11 protein-coding genes are annotated in these 12,410 nt (G+C 71.9%); 8 read left to right on the forward strand and 3 right to left on the reverse strand.

The features are described 5' to 3' along the window. The first annotated feature begins 17 nt into the window (after positions 1-17). Positions 18-995: an expansin EXLX1 family cellulose-binding protein gene (locus AC2XR2_RS41650; RefSeq protein WP_491517976.1), complete on the forward strand. Its 978-nt coding sequence runs from the start codon at positions 18-20 to the stop codon at positions 993-995. A gap of 56 nt (positions 996-1,051) precedes the next feature. Here the strand turns inward: AC2XR2_RS41650 and AC2XR2_RS41655 are convergent, their stop codons facing one another. Further along, positions 1,052-2,860: a sensor histidine kinase gene (locus tag AC2XR2_RS41655; protein ID WP_491517977.1), complete on the reverse strand. Its 1,809-nt coding sequence runs from the start codon at positions 2,858-2,860 to the stop codon at positions 1,052-1,054. After that, entirely contained in the window at positions 2,850-3,551 is a 702-nt protein-coding gene (locus AC2XR2_RS41660; RefSeq protein ID WP_330262395.1) for a response regulator transcription factor, read from the reverse strand. Before AC2XR2_RS41660 ends, AC2XR2_RS41655 begins: the two co-directional genes overlap by 11 nt. A 91-nt stretch (positions 3,552-3,642) precedes the next feature. Here AC2XR2_RS41660 and AC2XR2_RS41665 point away from each other — a divergent pair, with 91 nt between their 5' ends. Genes AC2XR2_RS41665 through AC2XR2_RS41680 form a run of 4 tightly spaced genes read left to right on the forward strand, consistent with a single transcriptional unit; the run spans position 3,643 to position 7,358 of the window. Further along, a complete protein-coding gene (locus tag AC2XR2_RS41665; RefSeq protein WP_381298285.1) occupies positions 3,643-4,191 on the forward strand; it encodes a hypothetical protein in 549 nt (182 codons plus the stop codon). After that, complete coding sequence (locus AC2XR2_RS41670; RefSeq protein ID WP_491517978.1) at positions 4,178-5,404, forward strand: efflux RND transporter periplasmic adaptor subunit; 1,227 nt, start codon at positions 4,178-4,180, stop codon at positions 5,402-5,404. Before AC2XR2_RS41665 ends, AC2XR2_RS41670 begins: the two co-directional genes overlap by 14 nt. Continuing rightward, positions 5,401-6,129, forward strand: a complete 729-nt coding sequence (locus AC2XR2_RS41675) for an ABC transporter ATP-binding protein (RefSeq protein ID WP_491517979.1) — start codon at positions 5,401-5,403, stop codon at positions 6,127-6,129. The genes AC2XR2_RS41670 and AC2XR2_RS41675 overlap by 4 nt, the downstream gene beginning before the upstream one ends. After that, the gene (locus AC2XR2_RS41680) at positions 6,126-7,358 is read left to right on the forward strand and encodes an ABC transporter permease (RefSeq protein WP_491517980.1); all 1,233 of its coding nucleotides are present in this window, start codon (positions 6,126-6,128) and stop codon (positions 7,356-7,358) included. Before AC2XR2_RS41675 ends, AC2XR2_RS41680 begins: the two co-directional genes overlap by 4 nt. Before the next feature lie 47 nt (positions 7,359-7,405). On the opposite strand, the gene AC2XR2_RS41685 is transcribed toward AC2XR2_RS41680, so the two are convergent. After that, on the reverse strand, positions 7,406-9,010 hold the full coding sequence (locus AC2XR2_RS41685) for an AMP-binding protein (RefSeq protein ID WP_491517981.1): 1,605 nt from the start codon (positions 9,008-9,010) through the stop codon (positions 7,406-7,408). A 490-nt stretch (positions 9,011-9,500) separates the two neighbouring features. On the opposite strand from AC2XR2_RS41685, the gene AC2XR2_RS41690 reads away from it, so the two are divergent. The 3 genes from AC2XR2_RS41690 to AC2XR2_RS41700 all read left to right on the forward strand — a co-directional run bounded on the left by AC2XR2_RS41690 (position 9,501) and on the right by AC2XR2_RS41700 (position 12,324). Continuing rightward, on the forward strand, positions 9,501-9,710 hold the full coding sequence (locus AC2XR2_RS41690; RefSeq protein WP_381298294.1) for a phosphopantetheine-binding protein: 210 nt from the start codon (positions 9,501-9,503) through the stop codon (positions 9,708-9,710). Positions 9,711-10,052: 342 nt separating this feature from the next. Continuing rightward, a complete protein-coding gene (locus AC2XR2_RS41695) occupies positions 10,053-11,252 on the forward strand; it encodes an arginine deiminase (RefSeq protein WP_491517982.1) in 1,200 nt (399 codons plus the stop codon). A 208-nt stretch (positions 11,253-11,460) separates the two neighbouring features. Then, on the forward strand, positions 11,461-12,324 hold the full coding sequence (locus AC2XR2_RS41700; protein WP_449349827.1) for a class I SAM-dependent methyltransferase: 864 nt from the start codon (positions 11,461-11,463) through the stop codon (positions 12,322-12,324). Positions 12,325-12,410 lie beyond the last annotated feature (86 nt).

Below are 12,410 nucleotides of genomic sequence, written 5' to 3' on the forward strand. Positions count from 1 at the left end.
CACACAAGGACTTGGCCGTGGCAACTCGCTCACACCGTTCCCCTTCGTCTGCGTCAGGCAGACGGCGCGCGGCGCTCGGCGCCGCGGTCGCCGCGGTGGCCGTCGCACTCGTGGCCGCCCTGATCGTGGCGTTCGGCCCGGACCACGGGAGCACCGCCGGCCCCGCCGGGGCCACCTCCGTCGCCGAGGCCCGCGCGACGCCGACCGCGACCACACCGGCGGCGGAACCCACGACGGCCTCTCCGTCGGCCTCAGCGTCCGCCTCGCCCTCGCCCTCCTCCCGCAGGAGCGCCCCGGCCGCCGCGGGCAGCGCGTCGTCCCGTGCGGCGGCGACCCCGGCCGCCGAGCCGGCTCGGAAGGCGTCCGGTTCCGCCCCGCTCGCCGGGCGTATCAAGCCCGGTGTCTCCTACGAGGGCGTGGCGACCTTCTACGACGTGGGCAACGGCGACGGGGCCTGTCTGTACGGGCCGACCACCGACGTCATGACCGCGGCGATGAACACCACGGACTACGAGACGTCCAAGGCCTGCGGGGCGTACATCCTCGTCCGGGCCGCGAGCGGTGCCTCCGTCACGGTACGGATCACCAACGAGTGCCCGCTGCCCTGCGCACCCGGTCAACTCGACCTCAGCCCGCAGGCTTTCGCGAAGCTCGCCGCCCCGGTCACGGGGCGCATCCCGATCACGTGGAGTCTGCTGAGCCCCAGCACCTCCGACACGATCTCGATCCGCTACAAGACCGGATCGACCCGCTACTGGTGCGGGATCCAGGCCATCGGCCACCGCAACCCGCTGGCCCGGCTCGAGGTCCGGACCGCTTCCGGCTGGAGCGAGTTGCCCCGTACGGACTACAACTACTTCCTCTCCGAGCAGGGCAGCGGGTGCGGGGGCGCGATCAGGCTCACCGACATCTACGGCGAGCGACTGGAGATCACCGGGATCGCCGTGCGGCCGGACGTGGCGCAGTCGACCGGGATGCAGTTCGCCCGGCACTGACGGGCGGTGCGGCACCGCGCTGACAGCCTTCCGGGCCACGCATGACGAGATCGGTCTCAGCGGGTCCGCGGCGCCTCGTCGCAGGTGTGGGGCAGGCGGAGTGTGAAGACCGTCTCCCTGCCGGGGGTGCTGGTGACCGAGACCGTGCCGCCGTGGGCCTCGACGAGCTGGCGGACGATCGCGAGGCCCAGGCCGCTGCCGCCGGTCTGCCGGCTGCGGGACCTGTCGGCCCGCCAGAAGCGGTCGAAGACGCGGGGCAGGTCGTCGGCGGCGATACCGGTACCGGTGTCGGCGACCTCGATCACGGTCACCTCGCCCTCGCCGCGGCAGCCGAGCGTGACGGCGCCTCCGGGAGGCGTGTGCCGGAGCGCGTTGGACAGGAGGTTGCCGACGGACTGGCGCAGGCGCGCGGGATCGGCGTGCAGGACCGGGGTGTCCTCGATGCGGGTGGTGAGCGTGACTCCGGCGGTCTCGGCCCGGCCGCGGTGGGCCGCGGCCACGTGGTCGAGGAGCTCCCGCAGGTTCAGGGGTTCCGGGTGCAGGCGCAGTCGGCCCGCGTCCGCCTGGGCCAGGTGCTGGAGGTCGTCGACGATGTGCTGGAGCAGCAGGGCCTCCTCGAGGAGGGAGGCGACGAACTTCTCGTCCGAGGCGGCCAGGCCGTCCTGGGCCGCCTCGAGCCAGCCGCGGATCGTGCTGAGCGGTGTGCGCAGTTCGTGGGCGACGTCGCTGACCATCGCCTTGCGCTGGTCCTCCAGCCGCTCACGGCGCTCGGACAGGTCGTTGAACGCGGCGGCCAGGTGACCGATCTCGTCGTTGGTGGTCACCGGCACCCGCAGGTGTTCCTGAGGGGAGTGGCGGGCCGCGTCGGTCAGCGCCCGCAGCGGTCTGACCAGCCGGGTGCCGACGGTGACGGTGACCGCAAGGGTGAGGACGAGGACGAGCGCGGCGACACCGGCGACCTTGGCCGTGTTGGCGGACGAGAGGTCGAAGCCGGGGGCGGCCGGCGTTCCGGCCGGGGTGGTGACGAACAGCAGTGCGGGCGGGGCGACATAGGGGGCGAGCTGCTCGCGGCGGGCGGTGTCGACGCACCGCTGCTCGGGCTCGCTGACGCTCCTGGTGGGAGCGAAGCCGAGACCGACTTCGACGGGGTCCAGCCGCTGGCGTTTCAGGCAGCCGCTCACCAGGGTGTTGAGCCGGTCGAGGGCCCGCTTCTCGGTCCTGGTCGGATCGTCGAGTTCGAACACCCCGCACACCTCGCCGACCTTCCGCTGGATGTCGCGGTCGCCGGTCATGACGAGCGAGGGCCTGCCGCTCGCCCCTTCGGTGACTCCGGCGGCGAAACCGGCACCCCGCAGGCAGGTCTGCAACTTCCGCGCGAGGTACCGCAGTTCCTTGCGCTCGGCGTCCGGCAGCCGGTACGGGCCGACCGCTCGCGGGTCGACACCGTCCGCCTGGACGCCCGGCAGCAGGGCCGGGTCGGCCCGCAGGGGGTCGACGAGCGCGGAGGCGTTGGCGGGGAGCTGCTGGGAGACGGTGCCGGACGTGGCGACGGGCCGGCGGTCCTGGGTGGTCAGGGTGATGTGCCGGCCGGTCCGCGCGGAGAGCCGCTTCAGCGCGGGCGTCACCGCCGACCAGTCGGTGTGCTCGGCCGCGTAGCCGACGAGCGTGTCGTAGATCTGGGCGTCGTCGGCGAGGACCTGTCCCTGCTCCTGCTGGATGGCACTGGTGGTGGTGCGCGCAGCCAGCCAGGCCGTGGCCGCGACCGAGCACACGGCGATGGTGATCGACGCGGCCAGCAGCCGGACCAGCAGACTCCGGCGCAGGGGCAGTCGGCCGTGCGGGCGCACCCGCCGCTCAGCGGCCACGGCTGCCGTCGGAGAGGCGGTAGCCGACGCCGAACACCGTCTGGAGGTAGGCCGGTCGGCGGGGGACGCGCTCGATCTTCTTGCGGAGGTTCAGGACGTGCACGTCGATCGTGCGCTCGGTGATGTAACGGTCGTCCCCGCGGGTGCTCGCCAGCAACTGGCGCCGGGTGAAGACCCGTTCCGGTTCGGCGGCCATCGTGGCGAGCACGTCGAACTCACCGGGTGTGCAGGCCACTTGGCGGCCCTCGACCTCGACCACGCGGCGCACAGGGTCGACGGCCAGGGCGCCGACCCGCAGCACCGGGTCGTTCGGGACCGTGCCGGACGCCCGGGTCCGCCGTAGCAGCGTACGGACGCGGGCCATCAACTCGCGTGGGCTGTAGGGCTTGGTGAGGTAGTCGTCCGCGCCGAGGTCCAGGCCGAGCAGCAGGTCCTCCTCGGTGCTGCGGGCGGTCAGCATCAACACCGGCAGATCGCTCTCGCGGCGCAGGATGCGGCACACGTCCAGACCGTCGACGACCGGCATCATCACATCGAGGACCAGCAGGTCGGGCCGGTGGCGGCGCACCTCGTCCAGCGCGGCGCGCCCGTCGTGGACGAGCAGGGCGGTGTGGCCCTCGCTCTCCAGGTAACGGCGGATCACCTCGGCCTGTTTGGTGTCGTCCTCGGCCACGAGGACACGGGCGTTCATGGGGTCAGCGTAGGCACGCGGCGATCAGGTCAGACGGCTTTCTGACGGCGTCCTGACAGGATCGTCATAACTTCGGGCCATGGTCTGCGCCATGTTGAACCTCTTCAGACGAACCGCGGTCCTCACCTCCGTCGGCGCGGCCGGGCTGCTCCTCCTGACCGCCTGCGGGGGCGTCGGCGGAGACGACGACGCGGGCAAGGGCGGTGACGGCGAGGTCGCCTCGCTCACCACACCGGCGGCGGACGGCGGTTCGGCGAGCGCGAGCGCCGATCCCGACGCGGGCCGGCCGCAGATCCGGCTGGACAGCACCAACGAGGAGGTCAACCGCCTGTACGACGCCTGGCTCGCGTGTCTGAAGGACCACGGGGCGGCGGAGAAGTACAAGCGCAAGCCGAACGACCCCTCGGTGCTGGCCTGCAAGGGGAAGGAGCCGCTCAATCCGCCGGAGCTGGACCCTTCCAAGAACCCGGACTACAGCGACGACGTGCGCGAGATGGTGCAGTGCATGAAGGGTCACGGCATCAAGGCCCTGGTCTACGAAGGCAATTGGGCCCTGGAGACCGGGGACGAGATGAACCGCCCCCACTACGACGAGTACGAACTCCAGTGCCAGGTGAAGGCGTTCGGTGAAGACAAGTAACGACACCGGGACCGGCCGGCGGCCGGGCGGACGGCGGCTGGTCGTCTCCGTGGTGGCGTCGGCGGTCGTCGTGGCGAGCGCGTTCACCGTGACCGCGTGGCAGAAGGACGACGGGAAGGCGGACAGCGCGAACGGCGACGCCGTCCGTACCGCGACCGCCGTCGTGACGAGGAGCGACCTGTCCAACGCCCAGACACTCGACGGGAGTCTCGGCTACGGCCGCGCCACCACGGTGAAGGGCGGCAGACCCGGCCTGATCACCTGGCTGCCGCCGACGGGGGCGACGGTGAAGCGGGGCGAGCCGCTGTACCGGGTCGACAACGTCCCGGTACCGGTCTTCTACGGCGGCACACCGCTGTACCGGGCCCTGGAGGCCAGGGGCACCACCGGCCCGGACGTGAAGACCGTGGCCGACAACCTCAGGGAACTCGGTTACGACATCGGCGCACAGCCCGCGGTGGGCACGTGGGTCACCCCGGAACCGGCCACGAGCGAGCCGGTGCCTTCCGGTACGTCCTCGGCGGTGCCCGCATCGAGTGCCGCCCCCTCGCCTTCCGCAACTCCGGTTCAGGTCAGGCGTGGTGACGCAGTCCTGACCGCCGCTCTCGTGGCCGCCGTGAAGCGGTGGCAGACCGCGGCCGGTATGCCGGCCACCGGTGTGCTGGGCGTCGGCGACATCGCGGTGCTGTCCGGTGCCGTACGGGTCGACGGCGTCCAGGCACAGCTCGCCGACGCGGCCGACGAGACCCTGATGACGGTCACCTCCACCACCAAGTCGGTGACCGTGTCGGTGGATCCGGACGAGGCGGGCTCGATGAAGCGGGGCGACGAGGTGACCGTGACGCTGCCCGACGACTCCACGGCCCGGGGCACCATCACCGCCGTCGGCGCGACCGTCCGCACCAGCGACGCGTCCGGCGGCGACGACACCGCCGGACAGCCCCGGCTGACCGTCGGCATCGCCCTTGCTGACACCGCGGCGGTGCGCGGACTGAACTCCGCCCCCGTGCGGGTGCGGTTCACCTCGGAGACCCACAAAGGCGTACTCACCGTGCCCGTCGGCGCCCTGCTGGCCCTGCGCGAGGGCGGCTACGGCGTCCAACTGCCGAGCGGCCGACTGGTGGCGGTGAGGACGGGGATGTTCTCCAAGGGGCTGGTGGAGGTCAGCGGCGCGGGCATCAGCGCCGGGACCAAGGTGGTGACGACGTCATGAGCACGCGGCCGGAACTCGGCGCGCCCCCGGTCCTCGCGGTGCGCGGCGCCAGCATGGTCTACCCGGGCGGGGTCACGGCGCTCGACGACGTCTCGCTCACCGTCGAACAGGGCGAACTGCTCGGCATCGTCGGCCCGTCCGGCTCGGGCAAGTCGACCCTGCTGAACATCATGGGCACGCTGGACCGGCCGACGAGCGGCACCGTGGAGATCGGCGGCCAGGACGTCGCCGACCTCTCCGACCGCCGGCTGTCGGCGCTGCGGGGACGCCGACTCGGCTTCGTGTTCCAGCAGTTCCACCTCACCGACGGGCTCACCGCAGCCGAGAACGTCGCCACCGGACTGCTCTACGCCGGCGTGCCGCGCCGCAGGCGCCGCGCGCTGGCCCTGGAGGCGCTGGACCGGGTGGGCCTCGCCCGCCGGGCCCGGCATCTCCCGCAGCAGCTGTCCGGCGGCGAGCGGCAGCGGGTGGCCATCGCCCGCGCGCTCGTCAACCGTCCCGTCCTGGTCCTCGCGGACGAGCCCACGGGCGCCCTGGACACCGCGAACGGCGTGGCCGTACTGGATCTGCTGACCGCGCTGAACCGCGAGGGCACCACCATCGCCGTCATCACCCACGACCGGGACATCGCCGCCCAGTTGCCCCGCCGGGTGGAGATCCGCGACGGCCGCCTCCGCTCCGACGTCCGCACCGACACGTACGCCCGTACGGAAAGCTGGTCATGACCATCACCCCGACGAGGACCGCCGGCCGTCGCGCCGGCAGCAGGCCGGTACGGCTGGCACCGCTGGACATCCTGGGCCTGGGGCTGCTGGGCATCCGCACCCGCAAGGTGCGGGCCGCCCTGTCCGCCCTCGGCATCTCGATCGGCATCGCCACCCTCATCGTCGTCACCGGAATCCCGGCGTCCAGTCAGAAGGCCCTGATGCGGGAGCTCTCCGCGCTGGGCACCGACATGCTCCAGGCCGTGCCCGCCCGCCAGGACCCACCCGTGCTGCTGCCACCGGAATCCGTGGACATGGCCCGCCGGATCGGCCCGGTCACGGCGGCCAGCGCGGTCGCCAACACGCACACCGAGGTCCTCCGCAACGACCGCCAGGGCGCCGCCGACTACACCGGGCTCACCGTCCTGGCGAGCAGATCCGATCTGCTGCGCACGATCAACGCCCAGGTCGGCTCAGGCCGGTTCCTCAGCGCCGACACGCAGAGGTTCCCGACGGCCGTCCTCGGCTCGGTCGCCGCCTCGCGGCTCGGCATCCCGAAGATCACTCCCGGGCAGAGCACCCCGCAGATCTACGTCGACCGCCGCTGGTTCACGGTCATCGGCGTCCTGGAGAAGACCCCGCTGTCGCCGGACATCGACCGCTCGGTGCTGGTGGGCTGGGACGCGGCGCGCTCACTGCTCAGGTTCGACGGCCACCCGACCGTGATCTACCTCAAGGCGAAGGAGTCGCAGATCGAGGCCGTACGGGACGTGCTGCCCGCCACCGTCAACCCCGAACTGCCCGGAGTGGTCCAGGTCAGCCGGCCGTCCGACGCGCTGGCCGCCAAGCGGGCCACCGAGTCCACGTTCTCCGCGCTCTTCCTGGGACTCGCCGGGGTCGCTCTCCTCGTCGGCGGCATCGGAGTCGCCAACACCATGGTCATCTCCGTCCTCGAACGCCGCCGGGAGATCGGTCTGCGCCGGGCCCTCGGCGCCAACCGGGGCCAGATCCGCGCCCAGTTCCTCACCGAGTCGGTCGTCCTGTCGGGACTCGGCGGCCTGGCCGGCGTCGCCCTGGGCACCCTCGCCACCTACGCCTACGCCACCCACCAGCACTGGCCGCCGGTCGTCCCCCTCACCTCGGTGACCGCCGGGTTCGCCGGGGCGGTCCTGATCGGCATGCTGGCCGGCGTCTACCCGTCCGTCCGCGCCGCCCGCCTGACCCCGACGGAGGCGCTGGCTACGGCCTAGACGGCGAGCGGGGCCGCGGGGTGATCGTCGCCTGCAGTGCCGTACCTTCACCGCTGGGGCGTCGGCGCCGTGGGGACCTCGGCCCGGGCGCGGGCCGCGGGCCGTTCCAGCTCCCGAGCCAGGCGGGCCCGGTCGAGTTTGCCGTTGGCGGTCAGCGGAAGCGCGTCACGGTGGACGATGCGACGGGGGAGCATGTACGGCGGCAGCAGGCGCCGCAACCGGGCCAGGAGAGGCCCGGCCAGTCCCTGGGGGCCCAGGTAGACGGCGTGGAGTTCACGTGCCTCGGGCGGCCCCAGCGCGATCACGCACGCGTCGGTGACGGACGGGTCCGAGCGCAGCGCGGATTCGATCTCGCCGACTTCGATGCGGTACCCGCGGACCTTCACCTGCTGGTCGAGCCGTCCCAGGTGCACGAGCCCGCCCTCCTCGCGGGCCACGAGGTCGCCGGTGCGGTACCAGGCCTCGGGCGGCGGAGCCCCCGCCGGTGCCGGACGCAGACCGCTCTCGGCCGTACCCACGGCGAACCGGCCGGTGTTGTCGGCCGGATCGAGGTAGCCCGCGAAGCGCTGCGACCCCCGTAGGCACAACTCGCCCTGCTCGGCGGGCCGTCCGTCCTGACCCACGACCAGGTGCTCGAGATGGGGCAGCGTGTCGCCGATGGGCACGGTGCCGTTCGAGGTGTCGGGGCAGTCCTGCCCTGCGGCGCGGCGGAAGGCCGTGCAGAAGACGGTGACCTCGGTCGGTCCGTAGGTGTTGTCGATGACGCTGTGCGGAGCCGCGGCCCTCCAGCGGTCCCACTGGCGCCGGGTCAGCCGGTCTCCGCCGAACAAGGTCCAGCGCAGGCCGGGCATGCTGCCCTCGGCGAGGTCGCCGAGGCGCTCGGCGACCGAGATGACCGAGGGCACGGAGAACCAGTGCGTGAGGCGGTGCCGGTTCACGTACGCGGCGGGACGCAGCACCGCGCCGCGCTCCGGTACGACGAGCGTCCCCCCGCCGCACCAGGTGGCGAGCATGTCGAAGACCGAGGGGTCGAAGGTCAGGTCGTAGGTGTGGGAGAGCCGGCTGCCCGGGCCGATCTCGTAGGCGTCGACGCAGTGCCGGAGGAAGGGGACCAGGTTGCGGTGGCGGATGGGCACACCCTTCGGGCGACCTGTCGTCCCCGACGTGAAGATCACATAGGCGATGTCGTCCGATCCGCCGGGTGCGGGCGGCGCGGGGAGGCCGCCCCCGCGCAGATCGGTGCCGTTGTCGTCCAGGACCAGCGTCGCGGCCGGGATCCGGGCGGCGACCGTGTCCATCTGCCCGGCGCCGGACTCGTCGGCGAGCACCACGTGCGCTCGGGCCGCCTTCGCCACGGCGGCGTTGCGCTCGGCGGGGAACATCGGGTTGAGCGGGACCACCGTCCAGCCGAGTCGGGCAGCGGCCAGGTAGCCAGCGTACGCGGGCAGGCTGCGCGCGGCGCAGAGTGCCAGGGTCGCAGGGTGCTCTCCGATGGATTTCACGAGGAGAGAGGCGATGGTTTCGGCCATCCCGAACAATGCACGGTAGCTGTGACTGATCCCGGAAATTTCCAGGGCTGTTTCCTCTGGATTGCGGCGGACTGTGGCCGAAAGCAGTTCGGATAAGGCGGGCGAGGGTGCAGAAGGCGTCATCGACTGGCTCCGCTGGAATCGGGCGCGAGAAGGGAATCGGGCAGGAAGGGCTGAGCGGCCTGCTTGCACCTGCCTATTCTCCCGTTATTTCGAGAGGGCCTGACGATGAGTACCCGAGGCCTCCACCCTCAAACAAAACTTCTTGGTCGAGGCATCTATGCAGGTGAAGTGGTCTTTCCTCGCGGTTCGAGGCAAGCGGATGTTGATAATCCATTTGTTCACAGAATCTGCGCCAAAGTTATTTCAAGCGGCCATCCTGCTCGTCGTGATCCCAGGTCGGACAAGGTCTCAAGTCCTCTGTGGCAGCTCGCCGCGAGCCCTCTTTCATGCTGAGCCGGTTGACATCGAACTCCGCACCTTCGTAGCGTCGTATTCCTCGGGTGGCGGCCTTCCGCCGAATTCCTCACCTCTACCCTCCACATCGTCGTGGGAGGATGAATTGAACACCGAAGACAGTCCGGGTTCCTTAAGTCCCCGTCCACCCTCGAGTGTGACGCAGGCCCTCTGGCGGGAAATCCTCGGCCCCTCCGCCGACCCCTCGCGAAGTTTCCTCGACAACGGCGGCGACTCCTTCCACGCCGTGTTGCTGAGCACGCGCCTCTTCGAGACCACCGGCGCCGAGGTCGACTACCTCGACGTGCTCACGAGCGACGACCTGAGCACGTTGCTGGCACTGACGGACGACCGCACCACGGCCTGAGCCCCGTCGTCCGCACCCCCGCCTTCGCACTGCCTCACCTCGGGACACGCTTTGAATGACCCGTTACCGAACCCTCCGTTACCGAACCCCGCGTTATCGAACCCTCCGTCATCGCATCACCCGCCGGCCGGCCGACCTCCGGTGAGCCCTCGGTCGGCGGCTGCGTCTCTGGCCCCTGCCGCAGCCGTCGGCGCTCCGGCACACCCACGGCCCACCTCCGAGGCACCACCCGCCCCCCGTCCCCTGCGGCAGGTCACCCCCCACGCCGCCACACCCCTGGCGAACGCGGAGTCCCGCCACGATCCGGCCGACTTCCTCCAGGCCGCCCTCGGCGACTGCCGAGTGGACTCGGAGACCGCCACCCTGCGGCGCGTGCTGCTGCACCGGCCCGGTGACGAACTGGAGCGCCTGGTCCCGGAGAACCACCGCGACCTGCTCTTCGACGACATTCCCTGGCTCAGCGCCGCCCAGCGCGAACACGACGCGTTCAGCGCCCTGCTGCGGGACCACGGTGTCACCGTGGTGGAACTGACCGACCTGCTGGCCGCCGCAGCGGCCCTGCCCGACGGGCGACGCCGACTGGTCGACGCGGCGACCGGCCCCTTCGCCGGCTTCCCGTACGGCCGGCGGGCCGCCCGCGAACTACGGGGCTGGCTGCACGATCTGCCCCCCGAGCGCCTCGCCGCCCACCTGCTCCTGGGCGCCACCCCGCAAGAGCTTCCCGCACACCGGCGTGCCGCCCTGGACGAGAGTCTGGGCACCGGTGAACGACCGCCCGGGTGGCTCGCGCTCCCCCCGCTGCCCAACGCCATGTTCGTGCGCGACACGCTCAGCTGGATCGGAGGGCACCGCACCGCCGGCCGGATGGCCTCGACGGCCCGGGCCCGCGAAGGAGCCCTGGCGGACGCACTGCTGGGCGCCGCTCAGGTGCCCGGCGCCCTCGCGGCGGACGACCCCGGACCGCTCACCCGTGAGGGCGGCGACATCATGGTGGCCGGAGCAGGCTGCGTCGTCCTGGGGGTCGGCCGACGTACGACAGCCGCGGCGGCCGAGGCCCTGGCCCGCTCGCTGCTGACCGGCGGCGCCGCCCGGCGCGTCCTCACCGTCTCGCTGCCCGGGAGCCGCCAGACCATGCACCTGGACACGGTGATGACCATGGTCGACCACGACACCGTCCTGGTCAGTCGAACCCACCACCAGGACTGCCGGTGGCACACGCTGGAACTCGACCGCGGCGAGATCCGCGCACGCGCGGCGGACGACGGTTTCGCGGCCCTGGCCGACGCCCTCGGTCTGCCGGCCCTGCGGATCGTGGACACCGGCGACGACGGTTTCGCCGTACGCCGAGAACAGTGGAGCGACGCCGCGAACGTACTGGCGCTGCGCCCCGGACTCGTCGTCGCCTACGACCGCAACGACGCCGCCAACCGATGTCTGCGACGCGCCGGCATCGAGGTACTGACCTTCCCCGGCTCCGAACTCGCCCGTGGCCGCGGGGGGCCGCACTGCCTTTCCAGCCCGCTGCTGCGCGACCCGTCCTGAGCGTCGGACCCGCCCCGCACGAGTCACCACTGCACGAGTCACCACCGCACGAGTGACCAGCGCTCGAGTCATGCCGGCACGAGGCATCCCCCCCCCGTACCAGCCACCGCCGTACGAGTCATCCCGCACCACGGCGGCAACGACTGCCGTCGCCCAGCGCCGGCCCGGCACGCCCGCGGCCCGGCCCACACCCCCCAGGAGAATCAGCATGACCACCTATGAAGAGGACCTGACCACCACCGGAGCCGGCGCGCCGCCCCGTGAGCCGGCGCAGGTCAAGGACACGGTCCGATCCGTCTACCAGCGCGTCGCGCAGGAGTACGACGAGCGCATCCCCGGCGCCGGCCCCGCCGACGACATGTTCACCGCGGCGGAGCGGAACTTCCTGCTGAACAAGATCCGCCCCGGACAGCGGGTGCTCGACATGGGCTGCGGGACCGGCCGGTTCACCGTCCCCATGGCCGAACTGGGAGCTGACGTGACGGGCCTGGACCTGTCCCGCGCCATGCTCGACATGGCGCGGGACAAACTCTCCGCCCAGGGACTGGAGGCCGACCTGCGCGAGGGCGACATGGCCGCGCTGCCCTTCCCGGACGAGTCCTTCGACGTCGTCACCAGCATGCTCGCGTTGATGCACATACCGCTCCAGGACAGGCCCGCCGTGTTCGCCGAGGTCAGGCGGGTGCTGCGGCCGGGCGGCCGCATGCTGCTGGGGGTCAAGAACACCCTCATCGAGCAGTTCTTCAAGGCCGACCGCTTCGCCTCCGTAGACGTCACCGACGTGACCGGCAAGGAACTGCTCTTCACCCGCACGCGCAGCGGCGAGGAGTACTCCGCCCCCTGGTACAGCTTCAGCCCCCAGGACCTCAACGCGCTGTTCGCCACCGAGGGCATGGTGGTCACGCAGCTGCGGGGCAACTCGACGCTGGCCGCCTGGCTCGCCGACGAGGTGCTCGGCGACCCCGCTGTCGCCCTCGCGGTGCAGTCCTTCGAGCGGGCCCTGTGCGACACCCCGCCGTTCAACCACCTCGGCTACCACCTCCTGGTCGAGGCCGTGAAACCGCGCCACTGACCCCAGGCCAGGGCCCGCCGCGCCGAACGGCTCACCGGCGGGCCCGGCTTCCCCCGCACCATCCCGCCGGTATCGCTTCCGCAGCG

The sequence above is a fragment of the Streptomyces sp. LS-MS-L19 genome (genome assembly GCF_058382285.1).

Excerpts from the sequence above, each read along its gene's own strand:
- AC2XR2_RS41660 (WP_330262395.1), bottom strand. The coding sequence starts at position 3,551 with ATGAACGCCCGTGTCCTCGTGGCCGAGGACGACACCAAACAGGCCGAG.
- AC2XR2_RS41675 (WP_491517979.1), top strand. The coding sequence starts at position 5,401 with ATGAGCACGCGGCCGGAACTCGGCGCGCCCCCGGTCCTCGCGGTGCGC.
- AC2XR2_RS41685 (WP_491517981.1), bottom strand. The coding sequence starts at position 9,010 with ATGACGCCTTCTGCACCCTCGCCCGCCTTATCCGAACTGCTTTCGGCC.
- AC2XR2_RS41665 (WP_381298285.1), top strand. The coding sequence starts at position 3,643 with ATGTTGAACCTCTTCAGACGAACCGCGGTCCTCACCTCCGTCGGCGCG.
- AC2XR2_RS41700 (WP_449349827.1), top strand. The coding sequence starts at position 11,461 with ATGACCACCTATGAAGAGGACCTGACCACCACCGGAGCCGGCGCGCCG.
- AC2XR2_RS41680 (WP_491517980.1), top strand. The coding sequence starts at position 6,126 with ATGACCATCACCCCGACGAGGACCGCCGGCCGTCGCGCCGGCAGCAGG.